Origin of the sequence: Occallatibacter sp. (assembly GCF_035317045.1) — a bacterium.
GTDB lineage: Bacteria > Acidobacteriota > Terriglobia > Terriglobales > Acidobacteriaceae > Telmatobacter.
In genome coordinates this window covers 54,050-71,954 of the sequence record NZ_DATHHT010000025.1, presented here as the reverse complement: position 1 = coordinate 71,954, position 17,905 = coordinate 54,050, and the positions used below count along the sequence as shown (strand labels likewise).

Below are 17,905 nucleotides of genomic sequence, written 5' to 3'. Positions count from 1 at the left end.
AATTCATCCTCGTGCTCCGAAATTGATCCGGAGTCCATCAAGACCATGTGGAGCCATGCGCCCAGTGTTCCTTCAGCCCAACCGGCTGAGGAGCTCTTGCGATGGCAACTTACAAGTGGTTCGCTTCCTTCGTTCTTGCGGCAACCATTATCCAACCGCTGTCGGCGGAAACTCATTGCCCGGGAAATGTTGCAAGTGTACCCCTTCATCTGGTGAACCGCTATCAGATGATCGTGGCGGTTTCCTTGAACAATTCCGGCCCCTACAACTTTCTCCTGGATACAGGCACTGAGATCACGATGATCGATGTCTCGTTGGCAGGTGAGCTTCACTTGGAGACTCATGGGACCGCAGTGGTGGCAGGCATCGGGTCCCAATCGGCTGCTTCCTTTTCACGACTTGACGAGATTGCGATGGGCTCCCATAGCGCTGCCAACCAGAAAGTACTGGTGTACGACCTGCAGAAGCTCAAATCTGCCGATCTTCAAATTCAGGGAATCCTGGGCGAAGACTTTCTTGAACATTTCGACATGCTTATCGACAATGGACATCGATTTCTGTGTCTCGACGACTCGACCGCGATGCGTACCGCCATCCCTGGATCGCATATTGCATTGCTCGCGCGGGCTCAAGCGCCCGGGGAACCCTTGGGAAATTCACTCATCGTCTCGGCTCACCTCTCCGACGGACTGAGGCCGGTGCGGTTGAAGCTCGACTCTGGCACCAACACGCCGTTCCTGTACAACACTTCGAAGTACATGGCGCTTGGACTGTTCCGTGGAGCTTCGTGGCACGGGAGTGGCGCGAATGGAAGGCAAGATGCCTTCACGGCGCTCCCACCACAGAACGTGAAGATAGGCTCTCTTGAACTATCCAGAGTGCCATTCATTACCCTTGTCGGCGGGCAGAAGGATTCCAGCAACTCGGAATTCGATGGACTGATGTCAACGGGGAACTTCAAACGGGTCTTCATCAGCCACGACGATCATTTCGCTGTCCTTGTTCCGTGGTAGGACGAAGGACTCGACCTTGATCCTGGTGCATTACTGGGTTGGTGCAGCGCCGGGCGGGGCCGGGGGTGGGGCGAGCGGTTTGGCGGGAGGTGTGAGGACGAATCCTTTGCGGACGAGGGCGAAGCCTTGCTGGGGGAGTTCGGCTTGGAGCAACTGGTTTTCGGGGCCCGCGAAGAGATCGGTGGTGTTTCCTGCAATGGTGGCGATGAGGTGGTGGACGGTGATCGGCTTGGCGTCCAGTGTTCCCTGTTCATCGGGGTAAGTGGCGAGCTGAATTGGGGAGATAGATCCGGCCTGTTTGGGGAGGATGGCCCATAGGTCGCGATTGTTGTTGGTGGCGGCGATGGTGAGCAGCGTCTGCAGAGCACCGGCATCGAAGTCGGGGAGGAAGACGGTTGATTTGTGGACGTCGAGGCGCGTGGTGTTGGCGCGGCCATTTGCCGAGATGTTCATGAGGAACTGCGCCCCATCAGGCTTGGCGACAACGCTGACGGCGGAGTTGTTGACGATGGCGCTGAGCTGGACGTGAAGCAGGCTGTTGGCGGGAGACAGCTCCTCGGTTTTTGAGAGGGAGTAGTTGAGGCCCTGCATGTCTACGCGGACGAGAGAAGCGGAGTCGACGCCGGTTGGTTTAGATGCGAAGGTGAAGCTGGCAGTGCCGACGGGTTTGCCATTCTGGCTGACGGCAAAATCGGCCGACTGTGCCGCAGCGATGGCCGTGGCTCCGTGAAGAACGAAGGCAAAAAGTCCCACCAACGGGATCAGGGTGCGGAGGCGCATTTTCTTCTTTCTGATTTATTAGACACGGAATAGCGCCGCAGGTTGTGGGGTCGAAGGGCGGAGTGAAGGACTCACCCCTATTACCGCTGTGGCGAAATGACGTTAAAGGCAACTGCAGGTTCCTCCACTGCGCTGCGCTCCGGTCGGAATGACATTTTGTTGGTTGCGAGATTGTAGAGTTGGTTTGGATTGAAGCGGGTGGTGGACCGGTCCCACTCATCGCGATGAAACCGCGATGAGTGGGGCACAGGGTCCGTCCTGTGGGACGAGACATATGCTACTCGTTCTGGGACGAGGTATTCGCTACTTCTTTGCCTTTTCGAAGCGCTTGGTGACTTCGGTCCAGTTGACTACGTTCCACCAGGCGGCGAGGTAGTCGGGACGCTTGTTCTGATATTTCAGGTAGTAGGCGTGCTCCCATACGTCGTTGCCGAGGATCGGGTAAATGCCCTGGCTGAGGGGCGAGTCCTGGTTGGCGGAGGTGATGACCTTGAGCTTGCCACCCTGGCTCACGAGCCAGCCCCAGCCGGAGCCGAACTGCTTGGCTGTGGTCTCATTGAAAGTTTTCTTGAAGGCCTCAAAATCACCAAAATCCTTGTTGATCTGATCAGCGAGGGCGCCGGAGGGTGCGCCGCCACCGCCGGATTTGGGAGGGGCCATGATGGTCCAGAACATGGAGTGGTTGGAGTGGCCTCCGCCATTGTTGCGGACAACGGTGCGAATGTCTTCGGGAACGGCATTCAGGTCGCTGATGAGGTCGTCAACCGATTTGGCGGCCAGATTGGGATGATTGGCGAGCGCGCCATTCACGTTGGTGATGTAAGTCTGGTGATGCTTGTCGTGATGCAGCTTCATGGTCTCCGCGTCGATGAAAGGTTCGAGGGCGGCGTAGTCGTAAGGAAGCGGTGCAAGTTCATATGCCATCGGGGAAATCTCCTCATTTGGGATTGTACTGTTTCAATGGAAGGTCATCGCAGGGTGTGTGTGGATGTGCCGGGTGCGATGGGTCCGAGCAAAACCGTAATGAATGAAACCAAACCTTCATATCCGCGGGCCGTGCCTTATGGTTGGATGGATGCGGTGAGACTGTGGGAAGGTTCCAACGAATCGGTGTGAAAATGGAAACTTTGGGAGATGTGGGAACATCCCTAGAAGGTGATGAGCCGCAGGAATCGAACCTCCCCGAACGTACTATCGGTGTGAATCCATGAATAATGATCGACCGTCGTACCGCTGGCTTGACCAGCAGGGTGAGGCTTTTGGCGCTCCCGGACTGATGCCCCGATGGACCTCGAGCGTGAAAGACGCAGTGGGAACCGCATATTCGGCTTCGAGCCGGGTTTGGTTCACCTGCTCGCACGGCATTTTGAACGAGATCTACCATCCCACGATCGACAGCGCCCAGGTCCGCGATATGGGGTTCCTGGTGACGGACGGGGCGACGTTCAAGCACGAGGAGAAGCGCGACCTGGTATCGACGTTTGAGTACATCCACCCGGAGGCGCTGGGGGTTCGCTACATTAATCGCGACCCAGGCGGCCGGTACACACTGACCAAGGAGATCATCTGCGATCCGCACCACAGCGTGATCCTGCAGCATGTGCGGCTGGAGGGGCACGAGGATTTGATTCCTCGCTTGAAGATTTATGCGCTGCTGGCGCCTCATCTGGATGGCGGCGGAGCGGGCAACACGGGAAGGGCGCTAGATCTGGCGGGCCACAAGATGCTGCTGGCTTGGAAGAACCAGTGGTCGCTGGCGATGGGCGCCAGTTGCGGCTTTTCGCGCGTGAGTTGCGGGTTTGTGGGCACGAGCGACGGGTGGCACGACTTGCGCGATAACTACGAGATGGATTGGGAATTCGGTTCGGCCACAAACGGCAATATCGCATTGTTCGGCGAACTAAACCTGGGCGCCGCAGGGACAGACGGCTCGCGCGAGTTCACGCTGGCTTTTGGTCTTGGCGAAGGGAACCACACCGCGCTTCAGAAGACGGTGAGTGCGTTGGCCACTCCATTTGGTCAACATCGCGACCGGTTCATCGCGCAATGGCATCGGTTGGCCAATCCCGAGTGGCTGGCGGCGAAAGCGAGCGACGGTGGCAAGCTGATGCGGGCTAGCCACAACGTGCTGCTGGCGCACGAAGACAAAACATTCTCCGGCGCGTTTGTAGCCTCGGCCTCGATTCCGTGGGGGCAGGCGCATGGCGACGACGACCTGGGTGGTTATCACCTGGTATGGACGCGGGACATGGTGCAGACGGCGACCGCCCTGCTGGCCTGCGGACGTGCTGAGACGGCGCGGCGCGCGCTGGTGTACCTGGCGTGTACGCAAAAGCCGGATGGAGGTTTCGCTCAGAATTTCTGGGTGGACGGGCGGCCTTACTGGTCCGGCGAGCAACTGGACGAGGTGGCCTTCCCCATCATCCTAGCGTGGCGCCTTTGGAAAGCCGACGCTTTGGGTGAGATGGAAATATTTCCCTTTATCGAACGCGCGGCGGGATTCCTGGTGCAGCATGCGCCTATTACCCACCAGGACCGATGGGAGGAGAATGCGGGCTATTCGCCTTCGACGCTTGCGGCGGTGATCGGCGGGCTGATCTGCGCGGCGGATATTGCGCGCGCACACGATTCGACGGAGATGGCGGTATTCCTGGAGGAGTTCGCGGACTGGATCGAGCGGCACCTGGAGGATTGGACGGTCACCAACAATGGCGTGCTGCTGCCCGAGGTCAAGCGGCACTACATGCGCATCCGGCCACCGGAGCAGGGCGAAGCCTACGCATGCGAAGACTGCGGCACGGAGTCCATCCATATCAACAACCGGCCACCCGGCGCGCGCACGGAGTTTGAAGCGCGCGAAATTATCGATGCCGGTTTTCTCGAGCTGGTTCGTTATGGAGTGCGCCGCGCCGATGATCCGCTGATGATCGATTCGCTTAAGGTTGTCGACGCAATCCTCAAAACAGACCTGCCGCAGGGGCCCGGCTGGCATCGGTATAACCTGGATGGCTACGGCCAGCGACCCGACGGCGGCCCATTTCAAGGATGGGGACAGGGACGCGTATGGCCGCTCTTCACCGGGGAGCGCGCCCATTACGAACTGGCTGCGGGCGGGGACCCCGGGCCGCTGATTGCGACCTACGAGCGCTTCGCCACCCTCGGCCAGATGATGCCGGAACAGGTGTGGGACGAGGCGGATCGGAGAGGATTCGAGAAGGGCAAGCCGGCAGGTTCGGCAGTTCCGCTGGTGTGGGCTCATGCCGAATATCTGAAGTTGTTGCGCTCGGCGGTGGATGGCAAGGTCTTCGATCGCATTGACAGCGTGTATGAGCGCTACTGCGAGCCGGAGGGGAAAAAGATGCGGCGGGCCAACCTGGAGTTCTACAGCCTGCGGCGGCCGATCCAGAAGATCACAGCAGGGGACATGCTGCGCATCCTCGACGACGCGCCATTTGAAGTGGTTTGGACGACGGATCAATGGAAGACATCGCAATCGACAATGGGCCGCAGTCTTGGCAGCGCGGGCTACAGCGTGGACCTTTCCACCGCTCCGAACCTGGCGAGCGGTGGTCTATCATGGACTCTCCACTGGCCGCGGCAGAACCGCTGGCTCGGGTACAACGTGGGCATCAGCATCGAGCCTCGGAACGAGGCGTAAATTCCGCAGCATTTTTTCGAAAGGAATGGGAACCGAGTTTTATGGCAACTCTTGCGGATCTTTCATTGGACGAATTATCGATTGATACATTGCGTTTGCTCGCCGTCGATGAGGTGCAGAAGGCCAATAGCGGCCATCCCGGCGCGCCTCTGGGCTGCGCCCCCATTGCCTACCTTCTGTTTCACAAAATCATGAAGCACAACCCCGGGAATTCGAAATGGCCCGACCGCGACCGGTTTGTGCTTTCGAACGGACACGCTTCGGCGATGTTGTATGCCACGTTGTATCTCTCCGGGTACAAAGTCACGATCGAAGACCTGCAGGGATTTCGGCAGTGGCACTCGCGCACGCCGGGACATCCCGAATACGGCGACACGGATGGCGTGGAAGTGACGACCGGTCCGCTGGGACAGGGATTGGCGATGGCTGTGGGGATGGCGATCGCGGAGAAGCATCTCGGCGCCATCTACAACAAGCCCGGCTTTGAGATCGTGAATCATCACACGTATGTGTTGTGCGGCGACGGCGATTTGATGGAAGGCGTTTCGCACGAGGCCTGCGCACTGGCTGGCACGCTGGGGCTGGGGAAGCTGATCTTGCTGTACGACGACAACCTGATCTCGCTCGATGGTCCCACGGAGCTGAGCTACAACGACGACGTGCTGGAGCGCTTTGAGGCGTACCACTGGCACACGCAGCGGGTTGGCGATGGAAACGATTTGAAAAGCATTGAAGCCGCGATTGAAGCGGCCAAGGCGGTGACGGATAAGCCTTCGCTTATCGCGGTGCGCACCGTGATCGGCTATGGCAGTCCTAAGGCCGGCACCAACAAGGTGCACGGTGAGGCTCTGGGACCGGCGGATACGGCGGCGACGAAGAAGTTTTATGGATTTCCGGAGGACCAGAGTTTTTATGTATCCGATGATGCGCTGAAGAACTGGCGCAAGGCTATCGATCGCGGCGCAACGGCGGAGGCTGAATGGCAGCATCTCTTCACGCATTACGCAGCGGAGTTTCGCGACCTGGCCGTTGAGTTCGATCGCACGCAGAAGGGGCAGCGCAAGAAAGGCTGGGAGAAGGCGATCCCGTCGTTCCCGGTGGATAAGAAGCAGGCCACGCGCAACGCGGGTGGCGCAGTAATGAACGCGGTCGCAGATGTGGTGCCGGAACTGTTTGGCGGCGCGGCGGATCTGACCTCCTCGACAAAGACGATCTTCAAGCCGGGGGCAAGTTTCCATGTCGATCCGGCCGGGCGCAACGTGTTTTTTGGCGTACGCGAATTCGGCATGTGCGCAGCGGTGAATGGCATGGCGGTCCATGGCGGCCTGGTGCCGTTCGGCTCGACCTTCTTTACTTTCTCTGACTATTGCAAGCCTGCTTTGCGGCTGGCGGCGTTGATGCAAATTCACTCCATCTTCGTGTTCACGCACGATTCGGTTGGACTGGGTGAAGATGGACCGACGCACCAGCCGATCGAGCACCTGATGATGCTGCGCGCGGTGCCGGGGCTTACGGATTTCCGGCCCGCCGATGCCAATGAGACTGCAGCGTGCTGGCGACTGGCGCTGGACCGCACGACGCCGAGCTTCTTTGCGTTGTCGCGGCAGGATCTGCCGGTGATCGACGCGACAAAGCACGATGTGTATGGCGGCGTGAGCAAGGGCGGGTATGTGCTGGAGGACGCGGCGAACGCGAAAGTGATTCTGATCGCGACGGGCTCGGAGGTTTCGACGGCAATTGATGCGGCCAAATTGTTGTCCGGCGAGGGAATTGCCGCGCGCGTGGTGAGCCTGCCGAGCTGGAAAATCTTCGAAGAGCAGACAGCCGAATACAGGACGACCGTGCTGCCGGCGGGAGTGCCCAAGATCGCAGTGGAAGCGGGCGCGACGCTGGGCTGGTGGAAGTATGTGGGCCTGGACGGCGATGTTGTGGGCATCGATCGGTTTGGTGCATCGGCACCAGGGCCGAAGGTGATGGCCGAGTATGGATTCACGCCTGAGAACGTGGCAGCGCGAGCGAAGGCGCTGGTTAAGAAATAGGGATCAGGGAGCAGGGATCAGGACGGCTTTTCTCTGTTCCCACTTTTCCGACTTTTCAAGGAGTTGCACGTGAAGTTAGTGATTGCATCGGATCACGCGGGGTTTGAGCTGAAGGAACAAGTGCGCGCTTACCTTACGCGTGAAGGGTACGAGATTCTCGATCTGGGCGCGTACAAGGTTGAGCCGCAGGATGACTATCCGGATTTTGCCGAGCGCGTGGGCGAGGCAATTCGCGCGGGAGAAGCACCGCGCGGAATTCTAATTTGCGGTTCGGGAGTGGGTGTGTGCGTGGCGGCCAACAAGATTCCCGGCATTCGCGCAGGCATGTGCCACGATACCTATTCCGCACACCAGGGCGTGGAGCACGACGACATGAATGTGATTGTGCTGGGCGCGCGGATTGTGGGAGCTTCGCTTGCCTACGAGTTGGTGGATGCGTTCCTCAAGGCGAAGTTCATCTCCAATGAACCACGGTTTACCCGTCGCTTCAAGAAGGTTCTGGCCATCGAAGCAAAGTATCAACGCGGTTCCAACTAAGTCTCGTATGTCTTCGAAACTCACGCCGGCATTGTGATCGTTGTTCACCGACCACTGATCACTGTTCTTCACTGATCACTGTTTTTATGAGACGCCGATGTTCCCCTTCGACGTAATTCTTTTCGATGTTGGCGGAGTCCTGCTGACCAATGGCTGGGACCATCGCGAACGCGCGGCTGTCGTGGATCAATTTCAACTGGACCGCGCGGAGTTTGAGCGGCGACACGCGGAACCCAACGATGCTTGGGAACGCGATGCGATCAGTGCGGCGCAGTATCTTGACGCAACGGTATTCTACGAGCGGCGAAGTTTCAGCAAAGACGAATTTATGGCTGCGATCTTTGCGCAATCGAAAGCTTTGCCAAACGGTGCACTTGGCATCCTGAGCGAGTTGGCCGCATCGCATAGGTGCATGCTCGGTGTTCTGAACAATGAAGCCCGGGAGCCGAATGAGTATCGCTTTCAAAGCTTCGGATTGCGCGATCAAGTGGATGTGGCATTCAGTTCCTGCTACATGGGACTGCGCAAGCCGGGTGCTGCGATCTATCGCCGCGCTCTGGATATTCTGGGGACGCCGGCAAAGCGCACGTTGTTCATCGACGATCGAGCAGAAAATGCGGCCGCCGCCGCGAGCGCAGGAATGCAGGTGATTTGTTTCACCGGAGCGGATGCTTTGCGCAGCAACCTGCAGACATTGGAAGTTTTTTAACCGGATTGGAAGGAGAGCGATATGCAACTGGGATTGATTGGTCTGGGCAAGATGGGCGGCAACATGGCCGAGCGGATTCGCCTCGGCGGGCACCAGGTTATCGGTTTTGACTTCAGCGCGGAAGCGGTGCAGAAGCTGACGGCGTCGGGCAATATCGGCGTAAATTCGCTGGAAGACATGGCGAAGAAGTTCACGGGCCGCAAGGCGATCTGGATCATGGTGCCGCAGGGCAAGCCTGTTGACGACACCATCGCCAAGCTCGAGCCTTTGCTGAACAAGGGCGACATCCTGATCGACGGCGGCAACTCGAACTACAAGGATTCGCAGCGCCATTACAAGGAAGTGACGGCGAAGGGATTTCAGTTTGTCGATGTGGGGACGTCGGGCGGCGTGTGGGGTTTGAAGGAGGGATACAGCATGATGGTGGGCGGTGACAAGGAAGCCGTCGATTATCTGCGGCCCATCCTGGAAACGCTGGCGCCGGAAAAAGATAAAGGCTGGGGCCATGTGGGGCCAGCTGGTGCGGGACACTTTGTGAAGATGGTGCACAACGGAATCGAGTACGGCCTGATGCAGGCCTACGCCGAGGGCTTCACCATCATGGAGAAGAAGGAAGAGCTGAATCTCGACCTTGCGCAGATTTCGCAAATCTGGCGGTTCGGCAGCGTGGTGCGGAGCTGGCTTCTCGATCTGACGGCGGATGCGCTGAGCAAGAATCCGACGCTCGATGGGCTGGAGGCTTACGTCGCGGATTCCGGCGAGGGACGCTGGACGGTATTTGAGGCGATCGATCTGAATGTGTCGGCGCCGGTGATTACCGAATCTCTGATTCGGCGCATTCGTTCGCGCGAAGAGAATAACTTTACCGACCGCATGCTGGCGATTATGCGCAATGCGTTCGGCGGACATGCAGTTAAAAAGGACTAGTGAACAGTGGGCAGTGAACAGTGAACAAGGCGGGCGCAGAGTGTTAGATAGTCCCATCAACGAGACAGCCGTACACTGCCCACTGTTCATGCACATTGTTCACTCGACTGACGAAGGAGGTCGCTATGGCATCAGCAACTGTGCAAATGAAGATTCGCCCGGAGGATCTCAAGCAGGTTCCGAAGAGCGGCGAGCGGATTCCGAATCCGGGGATACTGGTGATCTTTGGCGCTTCAGGAGATCTGACGAAGCGGAAGCTGTTGCCTGCGCTGTTCCATCTCGAGCAGGATGGCCTGCTGCCGAAGGACTTTGCCATCGTCGGTGTAGCGCGCCGGGCGCTGGGGGATGAGTTCGCCGCGGACATGCGCGAGGGCATCATCGAGTTTGGAAACGTGGACAAGGCCGATCCCCGGATCGAGGAGTTCACGAAGAAGATCGGCTACTACGCGCTGAGCTTCGACGACGCTTCGCACTATGCGGGATTGAAGCAGGAACTGGACAAGATCGCTGCCGAGAAGAATATAGGGCCGGACAGGTTATTTTATCTGGCGACGGCGCCGGAATACTTTACGCCGATTATCGAGAACCTTGGCGCGCAGGGGATGGCTCAGCCGGAACAGGGCCGCGTGGGCGTGGTGATCGAGAAGCCGTTCGGTCACGATCTCGATTCGGCGCGTGACTTGAATCACCAGGTAAATGCTGTCTTCCACGAAAATCAGGTATTCCGCATCGATCACTACCTGGGCAAGGAGACGGTGCAGAACATATTGGTCTTCCGGTTCGGCAACGGGATCTTCGAGCCGATCTGGAATCGGAATTACATCGATCATGTGCAGATTACGGCGGCGGAGACGCTGGGCGTGGAGGGGCGCGGGCCGTTTTATGAGAAGGCCGGCGCACTGCGCGACGTAGTGCAGAACCACGTGATGGAGTTGCTGAGTTTTGTGACCATGGAGCCACCGTCGAGCTTTGAGGCTGAAGCCGTGCGCCGCGAGAAGGTGAAGGTGTGGCGTGCGATTCCGAGCATCAACATCAAGGACGCGGTGCGCGGGCAGTATGGCCCCGGCGTCGTGGAGGGGAAGAAGGTAGTCGGATATCGGGATGAAGAGCGCGTGAATCCCGAGTCGGGCACCGAGACGTACGCGGCCGTGAAGCTGGGGATCGAGAACTGGCGCTGGGCGGGTGTGCCGTTTTATCTGCGCGCGGGCAAGCGGATGAAGAAGCGCGCAACGGAGATCAGCATTCAATTCAGGCAGCCGCCGCTGCTGATTTTCAACCGCATGCAATCGAGCGGACCGTGCACGGATATCCAGCCGAACCTGCTGACCATTCGCATTCAGCCGAATGAAGGAATCGCGCTTCGGTTTGGCGCGAAGGTTCCCAACACGCCGAATATGTCGGTGTGCCCGGTCAATATGGACTTCGATTATGCTGCGGCGTTTGGCACTTCAACCGCGAACGGGTACGAGCGCCTGTTGCTGGATGCCATGCTCGGCGATCAGACGTTGTTTGCGCACCGCGATGGCGTGGAGGTGACATGGTCGCTCTACACGCCGATACTCGAAGCGTGGGCGGCGAAGAATCCCGAAGTATTTCCGAATTATTTTGCGGGGACATGGGGACCGGACTGCGCGGACCGGTTGCTGGAGCATGAGGGGCACGTGTGGCGGAATAATATCGGGTGAGAAGTTGAGGCAGGGGGCGGGTCTGGTGTTTGCTTTATGTCCCGGCCAGATTCGCATCAAATCGGGCCTGCTTGAAACGATTGCGTGATTTGTATCACTACCTTGCAGGACATTGAGTTGGAATGCAGGGTGGTCTGCGACCTTGGTGGTAGAGGGCGCAACTCCGGAGTGTGAGTCGGTTTCCTTCCTACAGGAGTCCAATGGAAGTAGGAACTCAGTTATGAAATCTCTCAGGAACAAATCGACCATTCCGCTTGATCATGCCGTACTTTGCCTTGACTGCAATTGCGTGAGTGACGCCAATCGCGAGTGCCCTGCTTGCTCGTCGCGGGCGCTGATGAATTTGAGCGTCGTTCTCAATCGTCCCGCCGAGTTTGCGGAATACGCAAAGCTGGCCAACGCCGCGTAGCGACGATCCTCTTCTGGCCTCTGTTGAACGTGGGTTCGTGCTCACCCACTCTTGCGACAAAAACAAGTACGTCGCAAGAATGGGGCACCCTCTGTTTCGCATGGAATAGCTTCCCCGGTCTCAAAAGCGAGACCGGTGCACCCCTTGATTCGTATGGGATCGATTTCCCCGCAGCCGCGTCCGCACTTTCCCACCCTGATGTTTGGCTGGGCTGCTACTTTCTTGTGATCTTTACGAAGGTTCCGTCGGGGAGATCGCCTTCGAGCAGGTGCACGACGCCGCCTTTTACATAACCCTCGAAGACCTGGCTGGCTGCGGCAGGTGTGGCGGGATTTCTGCCGGCGCCGGGGGCAGTGGGATCGGCAGTGGGCCTGCCTGCCGCGGGCCGGCCGGTTCCCTTGTCCATCGCGTCGTTGGCGAGCTGATCGGCTTCCTTGTTGCCGCCGCGCAGGGTGTGGCGCATATCGAGGCGCTCGAGTTGGCGGGCGAGGAGTTTGGCCTCTTCCCACAAGGGCCGGAGGCCGGGGCTGGCTACTTTGTACTGGCCTTTCATCTGCTTGACCATCAACTCTGAGTCGGAAACTACGCGGAGTTGGCGCACGCCGTGCTCCTTCGCCCAGGCGAGGACGGCGAGAAGTCCTTTGTATTCAGCAAAATTATTTGTTTGCGGTCCGAGGAATGCGCTGAGGCGGGCCACCACCTGACCCTTCGGGTCTTCAATGACGGCGCCGTAGCCAGCCGGCCCGGGATTGCCCCGCGATCCGCCGTCACAATGCGCTGTATACCAGCCGCTTGATTCACTGGGAGTGGCTTCCAATCCTGAAAAGAGGGTGTCGGTCATGTTTCTCCAGTGTAAAGGTGCCCGGCCGACAGCTCTATCGAAGGAAGTCGTCCAGATAGCCCCTGGAAGGCGCGGACGGCGGGTACCTGAACTCTGGTCGTCACCTTCGGTTGGCTTAGGCCGCAAATGCCGCTCACAAACAGGCTTTGGCGCAGTCTACTCAAGTGCGATAACGTCTGCACCACCGGAGCGAAAATCTCGATGGCATCGGATGCTGTGAGCTACCCAACTTCGCCGACGGCTTTGCCCGGCGCTTTAGCGTGGCCTGCCAAAAGGAGGATACAATCTTCCGCAGGCATGGCTTCCAGAGCAATGGACGGACCGGATCGCGCCGCAGAGCGTTTGCAGGCCCGTGCGCCGGAGATGGAACTGATCCGCGAAGCGCAGTCCGGGTCCCGGGCGGCATTTGACGCCCTGGTGCGCCAGTATGAGCAACAGGTATTGCGGCTGGCACTGCACCTGACGGGCTCAGAGCAGGATGCGGAAGACATCTACCAGGAAGCCTTTCTCAAGGCATTCCGGTATATTGGGAACTTCCGGTTCGAGTGCTCGTTCTACACATGGATTTACCGGATCGTGACCAATCTGTGCCTGGATCAGCTTCGCCGCCGCAAGACGCGGCGCGAGGATCAGGCCGTCGTGGTGGATCACTCCGGCGACGAAATCGACGTGCTGGCTTCGGTCTCGGACAACCGGTCATTTTCGAATCCGAGCAAGGAGCTGGATCGCAAGGTGCTGGGCGAGCGCATCCAATCTGCGCTCAGCAAGCTTACCCCGCGCGAGCGGACGGTTTTTGAACTGAAGCACTACCAGGGTCTCCGCCTGCGCACGATTGGAGAGATGTTGAATACCACGGAAGAAACCGCCAAGAATACGCTCTTCAGAGCGACCAAAAAGTTGAGAACTCAACTGGCGGGATTGCGCTAACGCCCTTGCGGGCAACGGTATTTTTAGACCGGATTTGCGTTACTGAACCAAGAGGCTAGAAGGACGTACAGAGATGAATTGCGAACTTGCCCATGAACGCATCGTTCTGGCAGCGTACGGCGAGCTGCCTGATGAACAGGTACACGAGCTGGACCGGCACCTTGCTGCCTGCACGGATTGCAGCCAGGAGCGGCAACAGCTGCTGGCGCTGAAGACGCTGGCCACGGCCTATCCTGTCGTAGAGCCCGATCCGAATTTTGTCACGCGGTCGCGCATCCGCCTGGAAGAGTCTCTGGATGCGATTCCGCCTATGCGTTGGTTCGAGCGCTTTGGTCAGCGCGTGCTGAACAACTTCGCGAACCTGCAGGCTGCTCCGGTTGCGGTAGTTCTGCTGCTGATTGTGGGGGGTGGCGCCGGCACGTTGGGCGGCTATGAGTACGCGCAAGCGCGTGCAGCGCACGCCGCAGGACGCATCGCGAATGCACCGGTCGACAAAGGTGATCGGGGACTGGCGGCGCCGGTTTCGGCGGAGGTAGCCAACATTTCCAGCATTGTGCGCCAGCCGAACAGTGAGTTAGTCGATGTGACGTATAACCAGGTGGTGCCGCAGCATATCCAGGGTTCGCTCGACGATCCAGCGATCCGCCAGTTGCTGATGCTGGCTTCGGAGAATGCAACTTCGCAAGGCGTGCGGGACGACTCAGTTGGATTGCTGGCGGCCGAATGCCGGGCTGGGCATTCCTGCCAGGGTGAGGGCATCCGCGACGCGCTGATGGTGGCGCTGCGCTATGACAAGAGCGAGGCCGTCCGGGAGAAAGCGCTCGAGGGCTTGCAGCCGTACGTGGCCGAGGACATGCGTGTTCGCGACGCCGTACTGGAAGCATTGCTGAACGACAGCGATCCGCGGATCCGCGCGGCGGCGATCAGCGAACTGGAGCCGGTGGAAGCCGATACGGGCGTAAGACGCGTATTGTCTACCGTTGCCAATTCGGACAATAATCCCCATATCCGCACGGTGTCTCGCGAAGTTCTAAGCAGGGCCCCGGAGTTTCAATAACGTACCCCTTACCTTCAGGCAACCGCGCCGTCAATACAAGAGTGCGGACCTGGATGAAGGAACACGAGGAAAGTATCATGAACCGCCTAATGAGGCCTTACATCCAAGCTGGAGTCGCCCTGGTGGGAGCCGCAATCCTACTGTCGCCATCGATGACGCGGGCGCAGGCGACACGTATAGCGCAAATTGTTGAAGAACCCAACCGTCTGCTGCTGCATTCAAGCGTGCCGGGGTATCTTGGCGTGCTGGTCGGCGACGTTGACTCGGAATCGGCAAGCAAGCTCAAGCTGAAGGATGTCCGGGGAGCGGTAGTTACGCTCATTGATCACGATGCACCGGCAGCGCAGGTCGGGCTTCGGGTCAATGACGTGCTGCTCGAAGTCAATGGTCAACCGGTCGAGAGCGCGGAGGCTTTCGGCCGCATGATGCGCGAGATTCCGCCCGGCCGCAAGGTGACGATGGTCGTCAGCCGCGACGGCGCAACGCAGACGCTTACCGTACAGCTAGCCGATCGCAAGAAGCTCGACACCGACATCTGGAACAAGCTGAATGATGGCAGCGATATCAACACGCCGGTTGAGGGCCTGGGCATTCTGGGGACCGGAGGCGCCGGAGATGCGCCGCTTCCCGGCGGATTCCACATGCCGTTTGTCGGCAACAGCACGCTGAAGGTTGGCGCGCTGGTTGAGCCGCTCACGGCGCAGATGGCAGACTACCTCGGCATTCAAAACGGCCTGATGGTGAAGCAGGTGGCGCGCAAGAGCGAGGCAGCTGCCGCGGGCATGAAAGCCTTTGACGTGATTCTCAAGGTGGGATCTGAGAACATCGCGACCGTTTCTGACTGGGAACGTTCGATGCGTACTAACCAGGGGAAGGCCGTGCAGGTCACGGTGCTTCGCGACAAGAAGCCGACGACGCTGACGCTGCAGGTGGATTCGAAGAAGAAGAGCGAACTGGACTTCGACGGGATCTTCGCTGATGGGGATTGCCCGTTAATGGCCTTTGCCAATCCCGATGTCGTGCTTGACTTGCAGCAGCACCTCGATCTGGATGATTCCGCAGTGCAATCGATGCGCGACCAGGGCGAGGCGCTCAAGGATCAGTTCAAGCAATGGCAGGACCAGTCCGGTGGCATGCATTTCGAAATCACGCCACAGCAGGCGGAGGAATTCCGCAAACAAACCGAGGAATTTCGCGACGCGTTCAAGGGCCAGAACTTCGGCGTCGACCCGAAACAGATGGAAGAGCTTCACCGGCAGATGGAGCAATTCAACAAGGAGTTCTTCGGCGCGGACAGCTTCAAGTTTGACCAGAAGCAGATGGATGAACTGAACAAGCAGATGCGCGAGTTCCAGCAGGTATTTCCGCCGCAGTTTGAATAATCTCGACGACTGAAAGCCAAGGGCGCTGCCGGAACCTCCGGTTGGCGCCCTTGCTGCATTTATCCGCGTCCGGTCAGCTGGGCTGTCTGAGACGCCGTCCTTTGATTCGGCTTGTTGCGCCGAGCTGATCGAGGCATGTAATCAAAGTTCTTTTTGCGTGCGCGACGCTTCGTTCGCCCACAGTCCGGCAAAGGTTTTCATGGATGCCGACCCGAATTTTACGCGACGCATGAACGGCCTTCCATCCTTTGGCTGAGAGACGAATGCGTTTTGCGCGGCGATCTTTGTTAGGCGACTCCTCAAGCACCCCAAGTCGAACCAGTTCCGCAACCGACTTCGAGGCAGCCTGCTGAGAAACCTCCATTCGTCGCGCCAACTCGGTGATGCTGCGTTCCGACTCGATCAGGTGCTGGATCAGGTAGCCATGGCTCTCGCGGACATTCGTGAATCCTGCCCGCGTCATTCGTGTGACCACGAGCTCATTTACGCGCAGGCCAAGAAACAGCGCCAGATGGCCCAGGTCCAAGGCGGACAAATCAATAATTCTGGATTGCACAACCATAGTTGTGTATTATATCTGAATATGTCACAGGCCTGTTCCCGGCTCGGGCGGATTTGAGTTTTCGAAGGAGGTCGCGCATGCTGATCGAAAAATTGTTCTCTTCAGGCGTGATGCAGATGGGGCCCTCGCGCAATGATCCGGGCCGACAAGTCGGCGTCTTCAATCCTGCGGCGGTTGCTGGTTTGCCGGAACTACGCGCATGCAGAATAGACGAGTTTCGCTGGATCGCCGGCGAGTGGAACTACGAGAATGAAGTGCCGGCGACCGCCGCCAATCCTGCTTACAGCGACGTCGGCACTTGCAGATATGCGCTCTGCGAGAAGAACAACTGGATCTGCATGATTGCTCCCGACGGCAGGGAAACGCAGCAAATCACATTCGATCCCTTCAGCCGGCAGTGGATCTACGTGTTGATGAGCGGCGCTTACGGCATACTGCGTTCGCCGGAAGGCTGGAGCGACAATCAGATTGTCTTTACCGGCATGATGACCATGATTGGCTTGAATTGCGAATGGCGGATTCGATGGACGAAGGAGAACACGGATCGATTTTCCTTCGTCAACGAAGAGCTCAACATGGATGGCGCGTGGAAATATATCGACAAGTGGCGCTTCAGACGGAAATGCTGAATCGTCCGGAGCGCGAATCACACCAGGCAGGTGACGATGGCCTTTCCGCCGGTTGTTGCGCTCGCATAGAATTCCCGCAGATTGTGGAATGAGGTCAGAAGCTCATCGACGTCTTCCGCTCGCCAACCAGGATAGATTTGCAGCTTGTTCATCTCCGCGGCATCGAAGCGTCCGCGCGCTTCGGATTCCAGTTCTGGCCGGCTCAAGGCCTCATGCGAGGCGACAACTTCGCGAGGTTCGAAGAATCGGGCCGGGCCGTATCCGGAGAATCCTTCGTCGTCATCGCCCAGGATCTTGCCGCCCAGCACTACCTTGCTCAATATCGATTCGCCGGATTCCACCTCACCACAGAGCAGGTAATGCAGGCCATGCCACTCCTTCTCGAGTGAAAGCTTCGGGCGTTGTTTGCCTGCCGTCTGCATCACGCCCATGGCGCGCTCGCGCCGCTCCTGCATCACTTTCAGGAGTGCTTCGCCGCCCTGTCCCGAAGCGAACTGCTGGGCTGTGCCGCCGAGCCGTGCTTCGAGTTGCTCTCGAAGCCTCGGGTCAAAGCCGGCAAGCACCCCGGCCAGCAACTGCGGTCCGGAAGTGCGTACCCGCTCCTCCATTTTCTTGCTCAACTCGCCGAAAGCCATCGGCATGGCGGGGCCCGTTTGAAACAGCGCTTCGGCCAACGCCGGGTTCGCCTCGATTTTTCGAAGCTCACCCGCATCCACCTGAACGAACACTGCCGTCATCGACATTGTGGTC

General features: G+C 58.7%; 17 protein-coding genes. 12 read left to right on the top strand and 5 right to left on the bottom strand.

Annotated elements, in window-relative coordinates:
• Positions 1-101 precede the first annotated feature (101 nt).
• Entirely contained in the window at positions 102-1,013 is a 912-nt protein-coding gene (locus VK574_RS12380; protein WP_472800171.1) for a retropepsin-like aspartic protease, read from the top strand.
• 30 nt (positions 1,014-1,043) lie between these two features.
• Here the strand turns inward: VK574_RS12380 and VK574_RS12375 are convergent, their stop codons facing one another.
• Both VK574_RS12375 and VK574_RS12370 read right to left on the bottom strand, forming a co-directional pair.
• Positions 1,044-1,793, bottom strand: a complete 750-nt coding sequence (locus VK574_RS12375; protein ID WP_472800170.1) for a hypothetical protein — start codon at positions 1,791-1,793, stop codon at positions 1,044-1,046.
• Positions 1,794-2,096: 303 nt separating this feature from the next.
• A complete protein-coding gene (locus tag VK574_RS12370; protein WP_472800169.1) occupies positions 2,097-2,717 on the bottom strand; it encodes a superoxide dismutase in 621 nt (206 codons plus the stop codon).
• Between the two features lie 283 nt (positions 2,718-3,000).
• Here VK574_RS12370 and VK574_RS12365 point away from each other — a divergent pair, with 283 nt between their 5' ends.
• The 7 genes from VK574_RS12365 to VK574_RS12335 all read left to right on the top strand — a co-directional run bounded on the left by VK574_RS12365 (position 3,001) and on the right by VK574_RS12335 (position 11,757).
• The gene (locus VK574_RS12365; protein ID WP_472800168.1) at positions 3,001-5,451 is read left to right on the top strand and encodes a glycoside hydrolase family 15 protein; all 2,451 of its coding nucleotides are present in this window, start codon (positions 3,001-3,003) and stop codon (positions 5,449-5,451) included.
• Positions 5,452-5,492: 41 nt separating this feature from the next.
• On the top strand, positions 5,493-7,490 hold the full coding sequence (gene tkt / locus VK574_RS12360) for a transketolase (protein ID WP_472800167.1): 1,998 nt from the start codon (positions 5,493-5,495) through the stop codon (positions 7,488-7,490).
• 69 nt (positions 7,491-7,559) lie between these two features.
• Positions 7,560-8,027 carry a ribose 5-phosphate isomerase B gene (gene rpiB, locus VK574_RS12355; RefSeq protein WP_472800166.1) on the top strand — a complete coding sequence of 156 codons (468 nt, stop codon included), beginning with the start codon at positions 7,560-7,562 and terminating at the stop codon, positions 8,025-8,027.
• Between the two features lie 97 nt (positions 8,028-8,124).
• The gene (locus tag VK574_RS12350) at positions 8,125-8,736 is read left to right on the top strand and encodes an HAD-IA family hydrolase (RefSeq protein WP_472800165.1); all 612 of its coding nucleotides are present in this window, start codon (positions 8,125-8,127) and stop codon (positions 8,734-8,736) included.
• Positions 8,737-8,757: 21 nt separating this feature from the next.
• Entirely contained in the window at positions 8,758-9,663 is a 906-nt protein-coding gene (gene gnd / locus VK574_RS12345; RefSeq protein WP_472800164.1) for a phosphogluconate dehydrogenase (NAD(+)-dependent, decarboxylating), read from the top strand.
• Positions 9,664-9,788: 125 nt separating this feature from the next.
• Positions 9,789-11,348: a glucose-6-phosphate dehydrogenase gene (zwf, locus tag VK574_RS12340; RefSeq protein WP_472800163.1), complete on the top strand. Its 1,560-nt coding sequence runs from the start codon at positions 9,789-9,791 to the stop codon at positions 11,346-11,348.
• 220 nt (positions 11,349-11,568) lie between these two features.
• Positions 11,569-11,757 carry a hypothetical protein gene (locus VK574_RS12335; protein ID WP_472800162.1) on the top strand — a complete coding sequence of 63 codons (189 nt, stop codon included), beginning with the start codon at positions 11,569-11,571 and terminating at the stop codon, positions 11,755-11,757.
• 214 nt (positions 11,758-11,971) lie between these two features.
• Here VK574_RS12335 and VK574_RS12330 read toward each other — a convergent pair whose 3' ends face one another.
• Complete coding sequence (locus VK574_RS12330; RefSeq protein WP_472800161.1) at positions 11,972-12,598, bottom strand: ribonuclease HI family protein; 627 nt, start codon at positions 12,596-12,598, stop codon at positions 11,972-11,974.
• Positions 12,599-12,895: 297 nt separating this feature from the next.
• Between VK574_RS12330 and VK574_RS12325 the strand changes: the two genes are divergently transcribed.
• From VK574_RS12325 to VK574_RS12315, 3 genes are all read left to right on the top strand, one after another.
• Positions 12,896-13,525 carry an RNA polymerase sigma factor gene (locus VK574_RS12325; RefSeq protein WP_472800160.1) on the top strand — a complete coding sequence of 210 codons (630 nt, stop codon included), beginning with the start codon at positions 12,896-12,898 and terminating at the stop codon, positions 13,523-13,525.
• A 73-nt stretch (positions 13,526-13,598) separates the two neighbouring features.
• Positions 13,599-14,582 (top strand): anti-sigma factor family protein, encoded by a 984-nt coding sequence (locus VK574_RS12320; protein WP_472800159.1) that lies wholly within the window; start codon positions 13,599-13,601, stop codon positions 14,580-14,582.
• 77 nt (positions 14,583-14,659) lie between these two features.
• A complete protein-coding gene (locus VK574_RS12315; protein WP_472800158.1) occupies positions 14,660-15,964 on the top strand; it encodes a PDZ domain-containing protein in 1,305 nt (434 codons plus the stop codon).
• Positions 15,965-16,037: 73 nt separating this feature from the next.
• On the opposite strand, the gene VK574_RS12310 is transcribed toward VK574_RS12315, so the two are convergent.
• Complete coding sequence (locus VK574_RS12310; protein ID WP_472800157.1) at positions 16,038-16,499, bottom strand: MarR family winged helix-turn-helix transcriptional regulator; 462 nt, start codon at positions 16,497-16,499, stop codon at positions 16,038-16,040.
• 104 nt (positions 16,500-16,603) lie between these two features.
• On the opposite strand from VK574_RS12310, the gene VK574_RS12305 reads away from it, so the two are divergent.
• Positions 16,604-17,155 (top strand): hypothetical protein, encoded by a 552-nt coding sequence (locus VK574_RS12305; RefSeq protein ID WP_472800156.1) that lies wholly within the window; start codon positions 16,604-16,606, stop codon positions 17,153-17,155.
• A 17-nt stretch (positions 17,156-17,172) separates the two neighbouring features.
• On the opposite strand, the gene VK574_RS12300 is transcribed toward VK574_RS12305, so the two are convergent.
• Positions 17,173-17,898 carry a YfbM family protein gene (locus tag VK574_RS12300; RefSeq protein WP_472800155.1) on the bottom strand — a complete coding sequence of 242 codons (726 nt, stop codon included), beginning with the start codon at positions 17,896-17,898 and terminating at the stop codon, positions 17,173-17,175.
• Between the last annotated feature and the right edge of the window lie 7 nt (positions 17,899-17,905).

What these genes read in the sequence shown, in the direction of transcription:
- gnd (WP_472800164.1), top strand. Translation starts at nt 8,758, where the DNA reads ATGCAACTGGGATTGATTGGTCTGGGCAAGATGGGCGGCAACATGGCC.
- VK574_RS12375 (WP_472800170.1), bottom strand. Translation starts at nt 1,793, where the DNA reads ATGCGCCTCCGCACCCTGATCCCGTTGGTGGGACTTTTTGCCTTCGTT.
- zwf (WP_472800163.1), top strand. Translation starts at nt 9,789, where the DNA reads ATGGCATCAGCAACTGTGCAAATGAAGATTCGCCCGGAGGATCTCAAG.
- VK574_RS12330 (WP_472800161.1), bottom strand. Translation starts at nt 12,598, where the DNA reads ATGACCGACACCCTCTTTTCAGGATTGGAAGCCACTCCCAGTGAATCA.
- VK574_RS12320 (WP_472800159.1), top strand. Translation starts at nt 13,599, where the DNA reads ATGAATTGCGAACTTGCCCATGAACGCATCGTTCTGGCAGCGTACGGC.
- VK574_RS12365 (WP_472800168.1), top strand. Translation starts at nt 3,001, where the DNA reads ATGAATAATGATCGACCGTCGTACCGCTGGCTTGACCAGCAGGGTGAG.
- VK574_RS12305 (WP_472800156.1), top strand. Translation starts at nt 16,604, where the DNA reads ATGCTGATCGAAAAATTGTTCTCTTCAGGCGTGATGCAGATGGGGCCC.
- VK574_RS12350 (WP_472800165.1), top strand. Translation starts at nt 8,125, where the DNA reads ATGTTCCCCTTCGACGTAATTCTTTTCGATGTTGGCGGAGTCCTGCTG.
- tkt (WP_472800167.1), top strand. Translation starts at nt 5,493, where the DNA reads ATGGCAACTCTTGCGGATCTTTCATTGGACGAATTATCGATTGATACA.
- VK574_RS12370 (WP_472800169.1), bottom strand. Translation starts at nt 2,717, where the DNA reads ATGGCATATGAACTTGCACCGCTTCCTTACGACTACGCCGCCCTCGAA.
- VK574_RS12380 (WP_472800171.1), top strand. Translation starts at nt 102, where the DNA reads ATGGCAACTTACAAGTGGTTCGCTTCCTTCGTTCTTGCGGCAACCATT.
- VK574_RS12315 (WP_472800158.1), top strand. Translation starts at nt 14,660, where the DNA reads ATGAACCGCCTAATGAGGCCTTACATCCAAGCTGGAGTCGCCCTGGTG.
- VK574_RS12300 (WP_472800155.1), bottom strand. Translation starts at nt 17,898, where the DNA reads ATGTCGATGACGGCAGTGTTCGTTCAGGTGGATGCGGGTGAGCTTCGA.
- VK574_RS12325 (WP_472800160.1), top strand. Translation starts at nt 12,896, where the DNA reads ATGGCTTCCAGAGCAATGGACGGACCGGATCGCGCCGCAGAGCGTTTG.
- VK574_RS12335 (WP_472800162.1), top strand. Translation starts at nt 11,569, where the DNA reads ATGAAATCTCTCAGGAACAAATCGACCATTCCGCTTGATCATGCCGTA.